The following is a 14,273-nucleotide window of genomic DNA, read 5'->3' as shown; positions in this document are numbered from 1 at the left end:
GTTCCTGGCTGAGTGGAAAAGCCTGAAGGATATCAAGCCGGAGCGATAGTGAAATACTAGGGCAATGTCTTTATCGCTCACTGGGCTTCAAAACTAAAGGAGGGAGATCCCAATGAGAACGGCTGTCGATTACATGATAGCTTTACGATCTCATGTCTAGTCCTGCCGTTGCACACGCCAGAATCATTAGACCTCATGATTCATGCAGGAGATATAAATATACCGCCAGGTAGAAATATAAGGTTTTCCGACATTTTTAGTGGATGAAACTCTGATTGGTATCTTAAGCTACGAATACAGGGAGCGATGTATGGGGACTTAATAATAAGGATTATTAAGTTTATAAGAATTGATGAAGCTGCTTCTGGTTGAATGTTGGCGACGGTAGGGAAGAATTTTAAAATTATCCCTCCATTTATATACCTAAATTTCTAACTACCGAGGTATATTTTTTTCCGCCATATATGCATTGCGCTTCTATTCCCATGCATAGGCGGCAACTACACCTGATTTCATACGGTTGTGCCCACTGCGATCGCTATCAGGGTGGAGATACATTGTTAATTAAGCAAGTACATAAAAGTTTATGCATGGGGAAATGCCACTTCACCCATAGCCTAAACAGCTCGGTAGAGGAAAGTTGCTATGTTTCAACATTTCACAGACAAAGCCGTTAGGGTAATTATGCTATCCCAGGAAGAAGCACGTCGCCTGGGACACAACCTCGTGGGCACCGAGCAACTCCTTTTAGGATTAATTGCAGAAGGCACGGGTGTGGCGGCTAAAGTTCTGATCGATCAAGGCATCACCCTCCAAGCATGCCGGATTGAGGTAGAAAAAATTATTGGTCGGGGGTCTCGCTTTGTACCCTCTGAAATTCCCTTCACTCCTAAGGTGAAGCGTGTTTTCGAGCAAGCCTTTCTGGAAGCAAAGGCTTTCGGACATAACTATGTAGGCCCGGAACACCTGCTGCTGGGGTTAATTCAAGAAGGGGAAGGGGTTGCCGCCAAAGTGCTGCAAAACCTGAACGCTAACCCCGATAACCTCCGTACCGCCGTGATTCGGATGCTAGGAGATGTCACAGCCGTCTCTGCGGGTAGTGGAGAAGATCGTTCGACATCCGGACGTGGCGATCGCAAAACCGCAACGTTAGATGAGTTTGGCACGAATCTGACCGCACTCGCCGCACAAGGCAAGCTCGATCCGGTCGTCGGTCGCGCCAAAGAAATCGAACGCGCCATCCAGATTTTAGCTCGCCGCACCAAGAGCAACCCGGTGTTGATTGGAGAGCCAGGGGTTGGTAAAACTGCGATCGCTGAAGGTTTAGCTCAGCGGATTGTGAATAAGGACGTTCCTGGCTTCTTAGAAGATAAGCAGGTGATCGGTCTGGATATGGGTTCGCTGATCGCGGGTACTAAATTCCGGGGCGAATTTGAAGAACGCCTCAAGAAAATTGTGGATGAAGTTCGGACATCGGGGAACGTCATTCTGGTCATTGACGAAGTGCATACGCTGATTGGTACGGGTTCAACCGAAGGTGGCATGGATGCCGCGAATATCCTCAAGCCAGCATTAGCGCGAGGCGAGTTGCAGTGCATGGGAATGACCACCCTGGACGAATACCGCAAGCATATTGAGCGAGATGCTGCCTTAGAACGTCGCTTCCAGCCGATTATGGTAGGCGCACCCAGCGTCAGTGAAACCATCGAAATTTTATTTGGTCTGCGCGATCGCTACGAGCAGCACCATAAAGTTAAAATCTCTGATGTTGCTCTGGTTGCAGCCGCCAGCTTGAGCGATCGCTACATCTCAGACCGTTACTTGCCGGATAAGGCAATTGACCTGATTGATGAAGCGGGTTCTCGCGTCCATTTGAGAAACAGCAAGTCTTCTGGGACTGGGCAACTGAAGCGCGAACTGCGTGAAGTGACCAAAGAGAAAGAAGCGGTTGTGAAGGCTCAAGACTTTGATAAAGCGGGACAACTGCGCGATCGCGAGTTGGAACTTGAGGCACAGTTGAAGGCGATTTCTGACAACAAAAAGGCAGAAGCGATCAGCGCCGAAGACTTCCCAGTTGTTAACGAAGAAGACATTGCTCAAATCGTTGCTTCCTGGACTGGAGTTCCTGTCAGCAAACTCACCGAATCTGAATCGGAATTACTGCTGCACTTAGAAGATACCTTGCACCAGCGTCTGATCGGTCAAGAGGAAGCCGTCACCGCGGCCTCTAAGGCGATTCGCCGCGCTCGTGTTGGTCTAAAAGACCCGAACCGTCCCATCGCCAGCTTTATCTTCTCTGGCCCCACCGGAGTTGGTAAGACGGAACTTGCGAAGTCTTTGGCTGCTTATTTCTTCGGTTCCGAAGAAGCCATGATCCGTCTAGATATGTCGGAATTCATGGAAAGCCACACGGTTTCCAAGCTGATTGGTTCGCCTCCTGGATACGTGGGATACGACGAAGGCGGTCAGTTAACCGAAGCGGTGCGTCGCAAGCCTTACACGGTGGTACTATTCGACGAAATCGAAAAAGCTCACCCCGATGTGTTCAATATGATGCTGCAACTCTTGGATGACGGTCGCCTGACCGATGCTCAAGGTCGCACAGTAGACTTCAAGAACACCCTGATCATCATGACTTCCAACGTCGGTTCTAAAGTCATTGAGAAAGGCGGCGGCGGTCTAGGCTTCGAGGTTACTGACAATCAAGCTGAAGCGCAATACAACCATGTTCGCGCTTTGGTGAATGAAGAACTCAAGCAGTACTTCCGTCCTGAGTTTCTCAATCGTCTCGACGAGATCATTGTCTTCCGTCAGTTGACGAAGGACGAAGTGAAGCAAATTTCTGTAATCATGCTGCGCGAAATCTCCGAACGCTTGACCGAACAGGGAATTACGCTGGAAGTCAGCGATCGCTTCAAAGACCGTGTCGTAACCGAAGGCTATAGTCCTGCTTACGGTGCAAGACCGCTGCGTCGGGCGATTATGCGACTCCTGGAAGACAACTTGGCTGAAGCCATGCTATCTGGCACCATTCAAGATGGAGACACTGCCATCATTGATGTTGACGATGACGGTCAGATTCAGGTAGTCAAATCCGAACAGCGTGAGTTACTTCCTGTCGCCTAAGGGCATGAGTTACGCAATTCATTAGCTAAGATTTAGCACTTTTATCCCCTGGCATTTCTGCCAGGGGATTTTTTTGCAACCGTTCGTTGCTGCTCAAAAAAAGCTGCTGGCGAGATGTAGCAATTAGAGCTAAAAATTTAAAATCCACAGAGGTTGGGGAGTCACAAGCGGGCGTTCCCGCGTCCTTGCAACGTGGCGTTTAAGGAAACAAATCCAACTCTTATAAATATTTGTTGGGTTGAACGATGGTATGGGTTGCTGATGAGCAATACTTTCGGTGGGCTTCGCCAACGCATTCCCATAATGCACAGATGTGAATCCATGTCAAAATTCTATCTAGTATGGCAGGCGAGCGCGTTCTGGAAAATTTAAGCAAAAAGGAGTTTATATGATTTCTGATCCAATTTTCTATACCTACATGGATAGCCCTCTGGGACGTATCTTAATCGCGCAAAACTCAGTTGGGCTGGTGGCAATAGACTTTCAAGAAGGGCTAGCTGCAAAGTCTCCAAAAGCCACTTGGCATTTCCAAAAGAAGCTAGACGGTGACGCCGTTGAGCAACTTCAGGCATATTTCAATGGCGAATTGTATCAATTCACGCTACCACTTGCCCCCATAGGGACACTGTTTCAACAGCAGGTTTGGACAGCACTCCAATCGATTCCTTACGGTCAAACGATATCTTATGGAGAACTAGCAAGAAAAATAGGATTGCCAACAGCAGCGCGTGCTGTGGGAGCCGCCAACGGTAAAAATCCTCTGTGTATTATTGTGCCTTGCCACCGTGTTATCGGCAGCAACGGCACACTTACAGGTTTTAGAGGTGGAGTCCGTCTTAAAGAAGGTTTACTAGAACTTGAGCGCAGATATAGCGCAAAATCTAGCCTGCAATTGACAATGGCTTTAAGCAACAGTTAAATCCAATAAAGTATTTCTGTCTCATGTAGTTGGCTAACCTACAATTCCGGCAATTGGATAGTATAACTAAAGTATGTCAACTACTTGAGGAATCAGCCCGTGAAAACCGCTATTTCTCTTCCTGACCCAATTTTTGAAGAAGCTGAGGCACTTGCTCAACAGTTGGGTATGTCTCGCAGTGAACTCTACACGAAAGCATTGAAAGCGTATTTGAAGCGATATAACCGAGAGCGAATGTTATCGCAACTAAACGAAGTTTACTCTCAGGAGTCTTCAGAATTAGACCCAGTGATGGCAAAAATGCAGTTTAGGTCTCTACCATATGAGGATTGGTAGTGTATCGCGGAGAGATTTGGTGGGCAAATTTACCTGACCCAATGGGTTCCGAACCTGGCTATCGTAGACCAGTTCTAATTATTCAGGATGATACATTCACCCAAAGTCGTCTTAGGACGGTAATAGTTGTTATTATCACTTCCAATATAGAACTTGTGAACGCACCAGGCAATGTTTTATTATCACGGGATACCACGGGTTTACCCAGAGATTCTGTTGGAAATGTCTCCCAGATATTCACTGTAGACAAAGCATTTTTGACTGAGCGTATTGGTTCATTACCAGCGAGTTTGCAAGAAGAGGTAGATGAAGGTTTACGAACAATTCTATACCTCTGATGCTGAAGCCCCTTCAATTACGGCTTGAATCGCTCCTGGCGAATCACCATATCATTGACAGCTGCTCGCTCTGGTAAGGAAAATATGTAGACGGCTTCTAGCTTAGCGGTGAAGGGACTTTCAAAGCTTGCAGTTACTTCCACCCACCAGATGTTTCCCGCAACCCTGGCTTACACTTCGGTATGCTTAAGAGAAAAGCCAATTTGCTGTCGGTCAGCAGTTTGAACCTATAAGCTACCAAGCTGGCGTTCAAGAGTTTGATTTATAGTGAACAAAAATATGTATGTCTAGTGATACCGCTGTTTCTAATTTGCTCGCCACTCTCCTCGAACGTTTACAAGGTAGCGAAACGCTAGAAATAGAAGCCAAAGCAGCGCAAGGTGGCATACCTAAAAGCCTTTGGGAAACGATTAGTGCGTTTGCCAATACGAGCGGTGGATGGATTTTACTAGGAGTTAAAGAGTCTAATGGCAGCTTTGTGGTCGAGGGGCTTTCTAATGCATCCAAGATGCTAGATGATTTCTACAATACATTGCGTAGTTCTTCAAAAATTAATTACCCAATTTGTAGCGCACGAGACGCACATATTGAAACTTTAGACAATAAGGAAATTATCGTTATTAGAGTGCCAGAAGCACCGCGCCAGCAAAGACCCATTTACATCAACGGTAATCCATATAGTGGTACGTGTGTCAGACGACATACAGGAGATCATCACTGCACTAAACCTGAGGTAGATCGCATGATGCGTGAAGCGTCAGATATTGGTGCAGATTCCGCTATCTTGCCTGAATTCGGCTTAGATGATATAGATCAAAATGCATTAATCCGTTATCGGCGCTTATATCAAACTCTGCATCCTGGCGAACCGCGCAATACCTACGACGATCTTCATTTTTTGACATCAATAAGAGGGTATGACCGCGAACGAAGCACACAAAGGGAAGGATTGACTGTTGCAGGCTTGCTTCTGTTGGGGACGGATCGAGCTATCCGAAAGTGGCGATCGCGTCACCTTATCGACTATAGGATGGTACTAAGTGAAAACGATCCTGATAAACGATGGGATGATCGCGTTACATGGGAAGGGCATTTATTTGGTGCTTTTGAGACCCTCTATCTTCGTCTGACAGCAGGTTTAGCCACCGCCTTTCACTTACAAGGGTCAACACGAATTGATGAAAGTTCTGTCCATGTTGTGCTACGTGAAGCCCTAGTGAACCTTCTTGTTCATGCTGATTATGCTGTACCAGAAGCGTCACTTATTATACGCACACCTAGCAGTTTCCTCTTTCGTAACCCTGGCAGTTCTCGTATTTCTGAATTCGATCTTCTCCACGGCGATCGCTCTGATCCGCGTAACCCAGAATTAGTGCGAATGTTTCGTTTTGTTGGGTTAGCAGAGGAGGCGGGAACTGGCATACCCAAAATTATTCGAGCATGGCGTGAGTTAGGGCTGGAAATGCCTAAAATTGATACGGGAACAGAAAGGTACGAATTCACCCTACAGCTTCGTCAGGCTCACTTACTCTCTGTTGAAGATCGTCGTTGGTTAAGGAGTTTAGGTTTGCAGTGGAATGAGGCAGAACAATTAGCCTTAGTTCATGCCAAACACCACGGCTATGTTGATAATGCAACCCTAGCTCGATTAACTGGTCAGCACCCAGCCGATATTTCTAAAGTACTCATTGGTCTTCGTAATCGACTCTTCCTTGAGATGATTAGTGGTGGACGCTATGCAAGATATGAGTTAAGCTCACCGGTAATATCTACAACTCGACAGCCTATGAAAACAGGTACATCATCGAGTAGACAAGAGGCTATCCCTGTAGATATTTGGAATCAAATGATGCAGATAAGTGCATTTGTACGCACTCAGCCTCGGATTGATCGTATGAGGCTGCAAAACCTTATAGTCCAGCTATGTGCTTTAGCTCCGCTTGGAGTCAACGAGCTTGAATCTCTCTTAGCACGTAAAAAGCAATATGTTCTTAGAATAATTCGCACTTTGCTTACAACAGGTCGTATTAACTACTTATATCCGGCTCAACCTAGTCATCCGCGCCAAAAGTATGTTTCAATCGAAGCAGTTGCTATAGATTATCATCCTCCGCAACCCCTCTAGAGCTGGAAGCATAACTAAATAGCATAAAAGAAATCTGATTACGAGTTCCGATAGGCTATGGAACCCTTAATTGACACCATTATTAGGAAGTTACATCATTTGCCTCAACCTAAATTGTATAAGGTTCTAAATTTTTGTTGAGTTCTTGACCTGGCAGGAAAAATCCGGAAACCAGTTTGATAGCAGCGAGATTTAAGCCGAAATGATCGATCGCATTGGTTACAATAGAAGGAATCTGCTTTCGGACGATCGTTATAATCATGCTCCGAGAAAAGCTCAAGCAAGACCTAGACAAGTTAAACGAAGAGCAACTTAAGAAGCTCGCTGATTTCATCGCCTTCCTTGAGTTTCAATCCAGACGGGTTGAATCATCTGTTCCATTCTGGCAAAGGGAAACGCCAGTAGAACGGGCTAGAGAGTTACGTGAATGGGTATCGCAACTTCCCAAAAATAGTCCAAGTCTGCCTGATGAAGCCTTCAGCCGCGACAGCATTTATGAGGAATGACGAGATATCTGCTGGATACTAATGTTGTTTTACGTTTTTGCAACCCCTCCGATGTGCAGCATAGCCTTGCAATAAACGCAATATCCTGTTTGCTCACACAGGAAGACGAATGTTTTCTAACAGCGCAAGTGCTTGTTGAACTTTGGGTTGTTGCTACCCGACCAATTGAAGTGAATGGTTTAGGGTGGGCTGTTGAGCAAACGAGAAACACAGTAGATCAGCTTCTCGATCGCTTTCCGTTGTTAGAGGAAATTCCGCAGATTTTTCCAAATTGGTTAGATTTGGTCACAATTAATAGAGTGGTGGGTAAGCGCACTCATGATGTTCGTATCGGTGCAGTCATGCTTGCACATGGAGTTACGCATCTTCTAACTTTCAATCCAAGGGATTTTGCTGGCATATCAGGCATTACAATTGTGCGCCCCCAGGAATTATTAATCCCTGAAACCGATGAGTCCTAGCCTTAACTCTGTTTCTGCAAGGGCAAGAAGTCGATCATTTTTTTTCCTGCCCATCCTATCTGCGGAATAGTGTATCTTGGTGCGTTGGCAGGATGAGCGATCGCAATCTTGAATATTCCGCAGACAACGCTTAAAACTCGGCAAGTGGAAATCGATCGCCCCAGTCAGAGTTTAGATTCAACTACTTAATCAAACAAGCCATCTACCTTTTGACGAAAGGCAATCAAGGCATGATTGCTCGAAAACTCCTTTAGGTCTTCTAGCAATTGGTCTGATATCTCTTTTGACACAATGGTTTTGACTTCAATGTTGGTGTTATAGCCAGCGATATCTCCCATACGTTTACCGTGACTACCAGCGCCCTTGGCTGGAATAATGGTGTAGCCAGAAGCACCCAATCCGCTGAGCAACTTAACTAGGCGATCTTGCAATACCGTTTCGCAAATGATCGTGACGAGATAGCCCTGGCTTTGAGAAGTGGTCATAAAAATTTTAGGAACAATTGTGTCCCCATTATTTCATAGAGCAGTTGCAGGCTAGAGGAAGGCATCTGAAAATCTACTTAAGGGCTGAGATCCCAGCGCTACGATTGAAATAGTTAGAGGATGTTTGAGAAGCCAGTTTTCTAGGGAAAAAACTCTCAGCGATCGCACATCCATACAATCGTGCGAGAGAAGTTTTGATGAGTTACGCTGATTTCAAGTCCCTCTAGATAGTATTTTGCTCAAGATAAATTCAGAGGGATAGAACGCATTCCAGGCTGACAGATGAGTGGCGCTGCATTCAAGAGGAAGCTGTATGGACGCAGATATTAAACCAGAAGACGCAACGAAAGCAACCAGCAACGCTCCAGAAATGGGTGGCGGTTTGCCCGTCGTACAATATTGGGCAGAGCATACCCTATCACCCGAAGGGCCAAAACTGTGGCAAACGTTGTTGCATAAAAGTGCTTGTTTGTCCTGTGCTTGGGGAACGGGGGGACAAAAAGGCGGCTTCGCGAACGAGTTGGGGGAAACGATGCAACGCTGCGCCAAAAGCGTAGAGGCAATTTCCGCCGAGTTGCAACCAGGCGTCTCGACCCATTTTTTCGACCGCCACAGTATCGCCGAACTTCAACAGTTAACTTCCTTAGAAGCGGATCGCCTCGGTCGTCTCAGTTTTCCGGTCATTCTGCGCGAGGGGAAATCTCATTACGAGCGGATTTCCTGGGATGAGATTTACGAGATTAGCGAAGCTGGTTTTCGCAAGTCCCCGGAACGAGTCGCCTCCTATAGTTCCGGGAGATCGTCGAATGAAGCGGCTTATCTGCTGCAACTGATGATGCGATCTCTGGGGTCGAATCATTTGGCAGATTGCTCCGATTTGTGCCACGTCCCCTCGACGGTGGGACTGAAGCAGATGTTTGGTTCTGGCACCTCAATGGTGAGTCTGGATAGCCTGAAAAAGGCAGACTGCGTGGTGCTGATCGGGTCGAATGCACCTGCTAACCATCCGCGCTTGATGAACGAACTGATCGAGTTGCGCGATCGCGGGGGCAAAATTATTGTCGTTAATCCAGTCGTTGAAGTGGGGTTGGTCAAGTTTGCATCTCCAGCATTTCCCCTCAAGTCGCTATTTACCGGATCGGAGATTTCCTCACTTTATCTGCAACCGATTCCTGGTAGCGATGTGGCGCTATTTATCGGCATCCAAAAAGCGCTAATTGAACGCAACTTAATTCAAACAGATTATCTTTGCGCCCATGCTGAGGGTTGGGAAGCGGTTGTCGATTATGCTAACTCTATTTCGTGGGATGCGATCGCGCAAACTTGCGGTGTTTCTCTAGCAGAGATCGAAGTCGCCGCAGAAATAATCGCCTCTTCTAAGGGTGTGGTATTCGCCTGGGCGATGGGTGCAACGCAGCAAGAAAACGGCGTGGATAACATCTATGCGATCGCTAACACGGCTCTGCTGACGGGGAATGCGGGCAAAGAGGGCGGCGGTACGATGCCGATCCGGGGACACTCCAACGTCCAGGGTTTTGGCTCGATGGGAGTGACAGTCCAACTCAAAAAAGAGATTCAGGAAGCGCTAGAGAAATTGCTGGGGCGATCGCTCAACCGCAACCCTGGATATCGCGCCCGCGACTTAATTGATGCGGCTGATGCAGACAAAGTAGACACGTTGATTTGCCTGGGTGGAAATCTGTATGCAGCCAACCCGGATTTAAATCAAGCAAAGCGTGCTTTAGGCAATATTGAAACCATCATCTATCTCGCCACTAAACCGAATCTAGGACACTTTCACGGATTAGCGCAGAAAAATACTATCATCATTCCCGTTTTTAACCGCTTTGAAAATCCGCACGAAACTACTACGGAATCGGGCAACAACTTTGTGCGGCTAAATGATGTTGGTAAAACCCATCTCAAGGATGCGGATTTGATTTCCGAGGTAGAATTTCTCACACAATTGGCGCATCGGATTCTTGGCAGCGATCCGGTTGATTGGCGCAAACTGCAAGATACTAAATATGTCCGCCAACTGATTGCCAAAACGATTCCTGGTTTTGAGCAGATGGCGACTATTGATGAAACCAAGGAAGAATTTACCATCACCGGACGTATTTTCAAGGAACCAAAATTTGCTACACCGTCCGGTAGAGCGAATATGTTTGTGACGCCATTACCGGAATTGCATTTACCGGAAGCAAAAGAGTTTGGAGTAACGGAATCTACCCAGAGCATTGTATTAGCATTGATGACGGGACGCAGCTACTCGCAACACAACACGGTAGTTTATAAACCAGGCGACAAATATCGAGGAATGCCGCACCGCAACTGCATTTTAATGAACCCATCCGATGCAAAACAAGCAGGATGGCAAGAGCATCAACAAGTGACGGTGCAAGGCGATGCAGGCAAGTTAGAGAATGTTGAAATTATCTTTGGTGCGGTGCGCCAAGGAGCAGCAATGATGTTCTATCCCGAAGTTAATGTAATCTTTAAAGCGCGTATAGATAAGCAGTCTGGAATACCTGCGTTTAAGCGAGTTCCGGTTGTAGTTTACGCCTGATAGAAGGAGAGCGATCGCTAGATTCAGTATTTATCTTACTATAAAAGTATCGAAAAATACCGTTTATCAGATTCTGTGAGGTTCGGTAGCTGTGGATACAGTATTTATTCTTGCTGATGTAACTTTGCAGCTCAAATCTGGGAATAATAACTTTAAAGCAAGGTAATTATTCTTTCAAGGAGTAGCAACGCTGTTAGTTCTCTGATTTCGCTGTTTGGACGCTAACTTTATCCATTTATTCAACGAATTTATGTCCAAAACTGCCGCTAAAGCCAAGTCAACGAAAGCGGGGGCAGCCAAGAATAATAAAGTGCAAAACCCCAGCCAACTAAATTCATATCTACAAAATGAGATTGCTCAGCTTGCAGAGATGCATGGAGTGAGTACGTTTGTTTTTGAGGAATTTGCTCACTTTGTCATCGAAAATTATAAAAAGAAAGAACTAACTATTAAGCCACCAAAAATTAAACCATTAACCCTAACTCAAATTAAGGAAGCAATTTATCAGCATTTCTCAGTTAAAAACACAACAGAACTCAAGAAATCTGGAGCTTTTAAAATGGCAACAGATGGTATGGATACTCTTAATCTAAGTGTGAAGGACGGATGGGAAAAGCTTTACCGTAAGTTTATCGGCTTTCTTCCAGGGGAAGAAAAAGAACAGGGTTATGGCTGTATTAACGGCATCAATATCTTTAACTATTTCAAGCCTTGGCAGGTTTTTGAACTAGATCCCCAAACTGCAACTAATCAGGACATCAAAAACGCTTATTACAGATTAAGTAGAATCTATCATCCGGGTGTTTCTAAGACAGGTGATGCCGCTATCTTTAATTGCCTCACTGTCATGTACAAAAGTATCAGTGCGGAGGCATAGTCATGGCTAAAAAAATATCAAGTCCCACAATACGTGAAGCTGAACTTGCAAGCGCGCTGGAAATTACCCGTCAGGAATTAGACGAAATAATCACTTTCTTTGACTCCGATCCAAATGACCAGTGGGAGTTGCGTGAAAATGACCATTTCATCTATATAAACAAGAGCCTGAATGAAAGACTCTTTTCTGAGCAAGGAGCTTATGCGATCGCCAAATATATAGATGAAAAAGCACCGAAAAGTATTTGGGCACGCATTACAGAGTTTATTACTCGGCATAAAGAGAAGATTCGTAATGCCTTTATTAGCCGAAAAATCCAAGAAAATTGTAGTTCGCTGACCGTTAGAAATAACCGACATTTCCTGTCTAAAAAAGATGTTGTTAATATTCTTTGTACGAGTCCTGCACGGCTGAACAAAGCTTTCGATGAGATTCAAAGGTCACTCGACCCGATGAAAATATATGAGGACTTTGATGAAATTGATGGCGTGCGCTGTTATTCTCTTTCAGGCTTCTATAAACTGTCGCAACATCTAGCTAAAAAATTGACTGTTAGAAATCGCCGCACTTGGTGTGAGGCTATCGAAGTTGTGGGCAAAAAAACCTTCAAACTCATTATCGATGAGCAGACTTCCCTACAACAAAGAATTAACTCCGCAATGGATAAAGCTAAGAGACGGGACGGTAAGCGTTGCCAAATCACTCATATAAAGCGTGATAAATCAAACAAAGCAGTAAATATTGTCGTTCATCATATTTATTCCAAAGAGCATTACCCTCGTCTAGCCGCTTGCCAGGATAATCTCATTACCTTAACTCAGGAAGTCCATAATGATTTTCATGTCTGGAATGGCGGGTTTCAAAATCCTTGCACGGTCGAGCATCTGATTGAATTTGTGAACGAACTTTATCCTGATAATTACCAAGTTGTTTATCGACTCAATCAAATTAAGCAGATGCTTAATGTACAATAGCATAAGCTAAAATCATAGCTGGAGAGTGAGAGTGCAGTCTAATACCACAGTAGGAAGGATGTAGAAACCGGTTAGATAGCTATGAGCTTGAAGCAGAAATAAGCGATCGCGCTTACACTTCATTGTTTTCACTATGCGATCGCAATTCCACCTCATTATTCCAATTAGAGGGCAGTTAGTCAGAAGCAGAAATAAGCGATCGCAGCTTCAGATTTTTTGATTTGCAAGTTGGGCAAATGCGATCCACACTGAAATGATGATTCATCTGGGAGTGAAATCGGATGCCTAATTTGCTTGACAGAATTACAGTTAATTTGAAGCAGTGTGGAGGTCGTCCCTGCATTCGGGGTATGAGAATTCGAGTATCCGATGTGCTGGACTTGTTTGCGGCTGGTTTAAGTGCCGAAGAAATCTTGGAGGAAATGCCCGATCTTGAAATGGAGGATCTGAAGGCAGCACTCACCTACGCGGCGCGTAAACTCGATCATCCAGTTCTGGTGGCATGACGATTTGGGTAGATGCACAACTGTCGCCTGGAATTGCAGCCTGGATCGCGAATACATTTGGGGTGACAGCAGTAGCCTTGCGCGATATTGGTCTGAGAGATGCTGAAGATTTTGAGATTTTCGAGGCAGCAAAAGCGCAAGGAGCGATCGTTATGACCAAGGACAGAGATTTTGTTGATTTGGTCGATCGCTACGGAGTACCGCCACAAATTATCTGGTTGACGTGTGGCAATACATCAAATACGCGATTGCGAGAGATTTTGAGTGCAACATTACCGGAAGCTTTAGAGCTTTTGCGAACAGGTGAGATGTTAGTGGAGATTAGCGGGGATTAGCCTATCAACGAATAACTGGCGATCGCTAGGTGATATTTTATTCGCACAAACCAGTTAGATGGCAGTTAGTCTAAAGCAGAAATAGGCGATCGCGCTTAAATTTCATGGAACCGATATCTACGGTAAGCCTTCCTAAGAGGATTGCACCTTGTTATTCCACAGAGACGGCAGCTCGGTCAAAATCCACAGGCTTTAAGTCGTGCCATCCATTCCCCAAATCCCACACGGCGAAAGCGAGTAGGCTCGGTCTCAGTAGGTTCCTGAACCTGCCAAGAGTACCAGGGAAAATGACCGATTGGAAGAGCACTGCCATTGGAAGCGGATTCTTTAGCGGTTAAATCATTAAATTTGAGCCAAGTTCCGTTTTGCTTCCATCCCACAGCTTCTCCGAACTTGGTGTAATCTCGATTCACTGGAGAACTTTCCCAAATTCGCCGCTGAATGCCAAACCCAAAGCGATCGCCACTTGCTTGTCGCCAAAGTTGATCTAGCGTTTTGAGATGTTTGCAAGGCATTTCCCGGATTTGTTCGGGTGTAATCTCGTCTACAGTCTGCTCAAGTGCCTTGGCATCCCCAGGAATCACCGCCTCTTTAAATAGATAACGGTGCTTAAACGAAAAACAAGACTCTAAAAAGGTATAATACAGGCATGGCAACCATTTCACGTTATGGTTTGATAAATGAAAGAGACAACTCCCGCCGCCATGCCCCCTTGC

At 45.5% G+C, this 14,273-nt stretch carries 15 protein-coding genes and 1 pseudogene; 12 read left to right on the top strand and 4 right to left on the bottom strand.

Going from position 1 to position 14,273, the window contains the following annotated elements; genetic code table 11:
* Window positions 1-645: 645 nt before the first annotated feature.
* The 4 genes from NDI33_RS21355 (at window position 646) to NDI33_RS21340 (ending at window position 4,719) form a co-directional block, all read left to right on the top strand.
* A complete protein-coding gene (locus tag NDI33_RS21355; protein WP_190677557.1) occupies window positions 646-3,126 on the top strand; it encodes an ATP-dependent Clp protease ATP-binding subunit in 2,481 nt (826 codons plus the stop codon).
* 388 nt (window positions 3,127-3,514) lie between these two features.
* Entirely contained in the window at window positions 3,515-4,045 is a 531-nt protein-coding gene (locus NDI33_RS21350; RefSeq protein WP_277878920.1) for a methylated-DNA--[protein]-cysteine S-methyltransferase, read from the top strand.
* A 99-nt stretch (window positions 4,046-4,144) separates the two neighbouring features.
* Complete coding sequence (locus NDI33_RS21345; RefSeq protein ID WP_190677555.1) at window positions 4,145-4,381, top strand: hypothetical protein; 237 nt, start codon at window positions 4,145-4,147, stop codon at window positions 4,379-4,381.
* Entirely contained in the window at window positions 4,381-4,719 is a 339-nt protein-coding gene (locus NDI33_RS21340; RefSeq protein WP_347275930.1) for a type II toxin-antitoxin system PemK/MazF family toxin, read from the top strand. The genes NDI33_RS21345 and NDI33_RS21340 overlap by 1 nt, the downstream gene beginning before the upstream one ends.
* A 17-nt stretch (window positions 4,720-4,736) precedes the next feature.
* Here NDI33_RS21340 and NDI33_RS21335 read toward each other — a convergent pair.
* Window positions 4,737-4,874 (bottom strand): annotated as a pseudogene (locus NDI33_RS21335) (hypothetical protein); the annotation flags it as partial.
* 128 nt (window positions 4,875-5,002) lie between these two features.
* On the opposite strand from NDI33_RS21335, the gene NDI33_RS21330 reads away from it, so the two are divergent.
* The gene (locus tag NDI33_RS21330) at window positions 5,003-6,844 is read left to right on the top strand and encodes an RNA-binding domain-containing protein (RefSeq protein ID WP_190677550.1); all 1,842 of its coding nucleotides are present in this window, start codon (window positions 5,003-5,005) and stop codon (window positions 6,842-6,844) included.
* A gap of 109 nt (window positions 6,845-6,953) precedes the next feature.
* Here the strand turns inward: NDI33_RS21330 and NDI33_RS21325 are convergent, their stop codons facing one another.
* Window positions 6,954-7,106, bottom strand: a complete 153-nt coding sequence (locus tag NDI33_RS21325) for a hypothetical protein (RefSeq protein ID WP_190677548.1) — start codon at window positions 7,104-7,106, stop codon at window positions 6,954-6,956.
* Here NDI33_RS21325 and NDI33_RS21320 point away from each other — a divergent pair.
* Both NDI33_RS21320 and NDI33_RS21315 read left to right on the top strand, forming a co-directional pair.
* The gene (locus NDI33_RS21320) at window positions 7,105-7,350 is read left to right on the top strand and encodes a hypothetical protein (protein ID WP_190677546.1); all 246 of its coding nucleotides are present in this window, start codon (window positions 7,105-7,107) and stop codon (window positions 7,348-7,350) included. The two genes, NDI33_RS21325 and NDI33_RS21320, sit on opposite strands and share 2 nt — an antisense overlap.
* Entirely contained in the window at window positions 7,347-7,811 is a 465-nt protein-coding gene (locus tag NDI33_RS21315; protein ID WP_190677544.1) for a type II toxin-antitoxin system VapC family toxin, read from the top strand. The genes NDI33_RS21320 and NDI33_RS21315 overlap by 4 nt, the downstream gene beginning before the upstream one ends.
* 185 nt (window positions 7,812-7,996) lie before the next feature.
* Here the strand turns inward: NDI33_RS21315 and NDI33_RS21310 are convergent, their stop codons facing one another.
* Window positions 7,997-8,296 (bottom strand): hypothetical protein, encoded by a 300-nt coding sequence (locus NDI33_RS21310; protein ID WP_190429137.1) that lies wholly within the window; start codon window positions 8,294-8,296, stop codon window positions 7,997-7,999.
* Between the two features lie 313 nt (window positions 8,297-8,609).
* Here NDI33_RS21310 and NDI33_RS21305 point away from each other — a divergent pair, with 313 nt between their 5' ends.
* The 5 genes from NDI33_RS21305 (at window position 8,610) to NDI33_RS21285 (ending at window position 13,557) form a co-directional block, all read left to right on the top strand.
* Complete coding sequence (locus NDI33_RS21305) at window positions 8,610-10,865, top strand: FdhF/YdeP family oxidoreductase (protein WP_190677543.1); 2,256 nt, start codon at window positions 8,610-8,612, stop codon at window positions 10,863-10,865.
* A gap of 370 nt (window positions 10,866-11,235) precedes the next feature.
* Window positions 11,236-11,742 carry a molecular chaperone DnaJ gene (locus NDI33_RS21300; protein ID WP_190677610.1) on the top strand — a complete coding sequence of 169 codons (507 nt, stop codon included), beginning with the start codon at window positions 11,236-11,238 and terminating at the stop codon, window positions 11,740-11,742.
* A 2-nt stretch (window positions 11,743-11,744) separates the two neighbouring features.
* The gene (locus NDI33_RS21295; protein WP_190677541.1) at window positions 11,745-12,716 is read left to right on the top strand and encodes a hypothetical protein; all 972 of its coding nucleotides are present in this window, start codon (window positions 11,745-11,747) and stop codon (window positions 12,714-12,716) included.
* A gap of 281 nt (window positions 12,717-12,997) precedes the next feature.
* Window positions 12,998-13,222 carry a DUF433 domain-containing protein gene (locus tag NDI33_RS21290; RefSeq protein WP_190677539.1) on the top strand — a complete coding sequence of 75 codons (225 nt, stop codon included), beginning with the start codon at window positions 12,998-13,000 and terminating at the stop codon, window positions 13,220-13,222.
* A complete protein-coding gene (locus tag NDI33_RS21285) occupies window positions 13,219-13,557 on the top strand; it encodes a DUF5615 family PIN-like protein (protein WP_190677537.1) in 339 nt (112 codons plus the stop codon). The genes NDI33_RS21290 and NDI33_RS21285 overlap by 4 nt, the downstream gene beginning before the upstream one ends.
* Window positions 13,558-13,733: 176 nt before the next feature.
* Here the strand turns inward: NDI33_RS21285 and NDI33_RS21280 are convergent.
* Window positions 13,734-14,273: GUN4 domain-containing protein (locus tag NDI33_RS21280; RefSeq protein ID WP_206753693.1), on the bottom strand; the 540-nt coding region annotated here is incomplete at its 5' end.

The organism is Trichocoleus sp. DQ-A1, assembly GCF_039961955.1.
Lineage (GTDB): Bacteria > Cyanobacteriota > Cyanobacteriia > Cyanobacteriales > FACHB-T130 > FACHB-T130.
The sequence above is the reverse complement of the archived record's forward strand: the minus strand, read 5'-3'. Positions and strand labels throughout refer to the sequence as shown.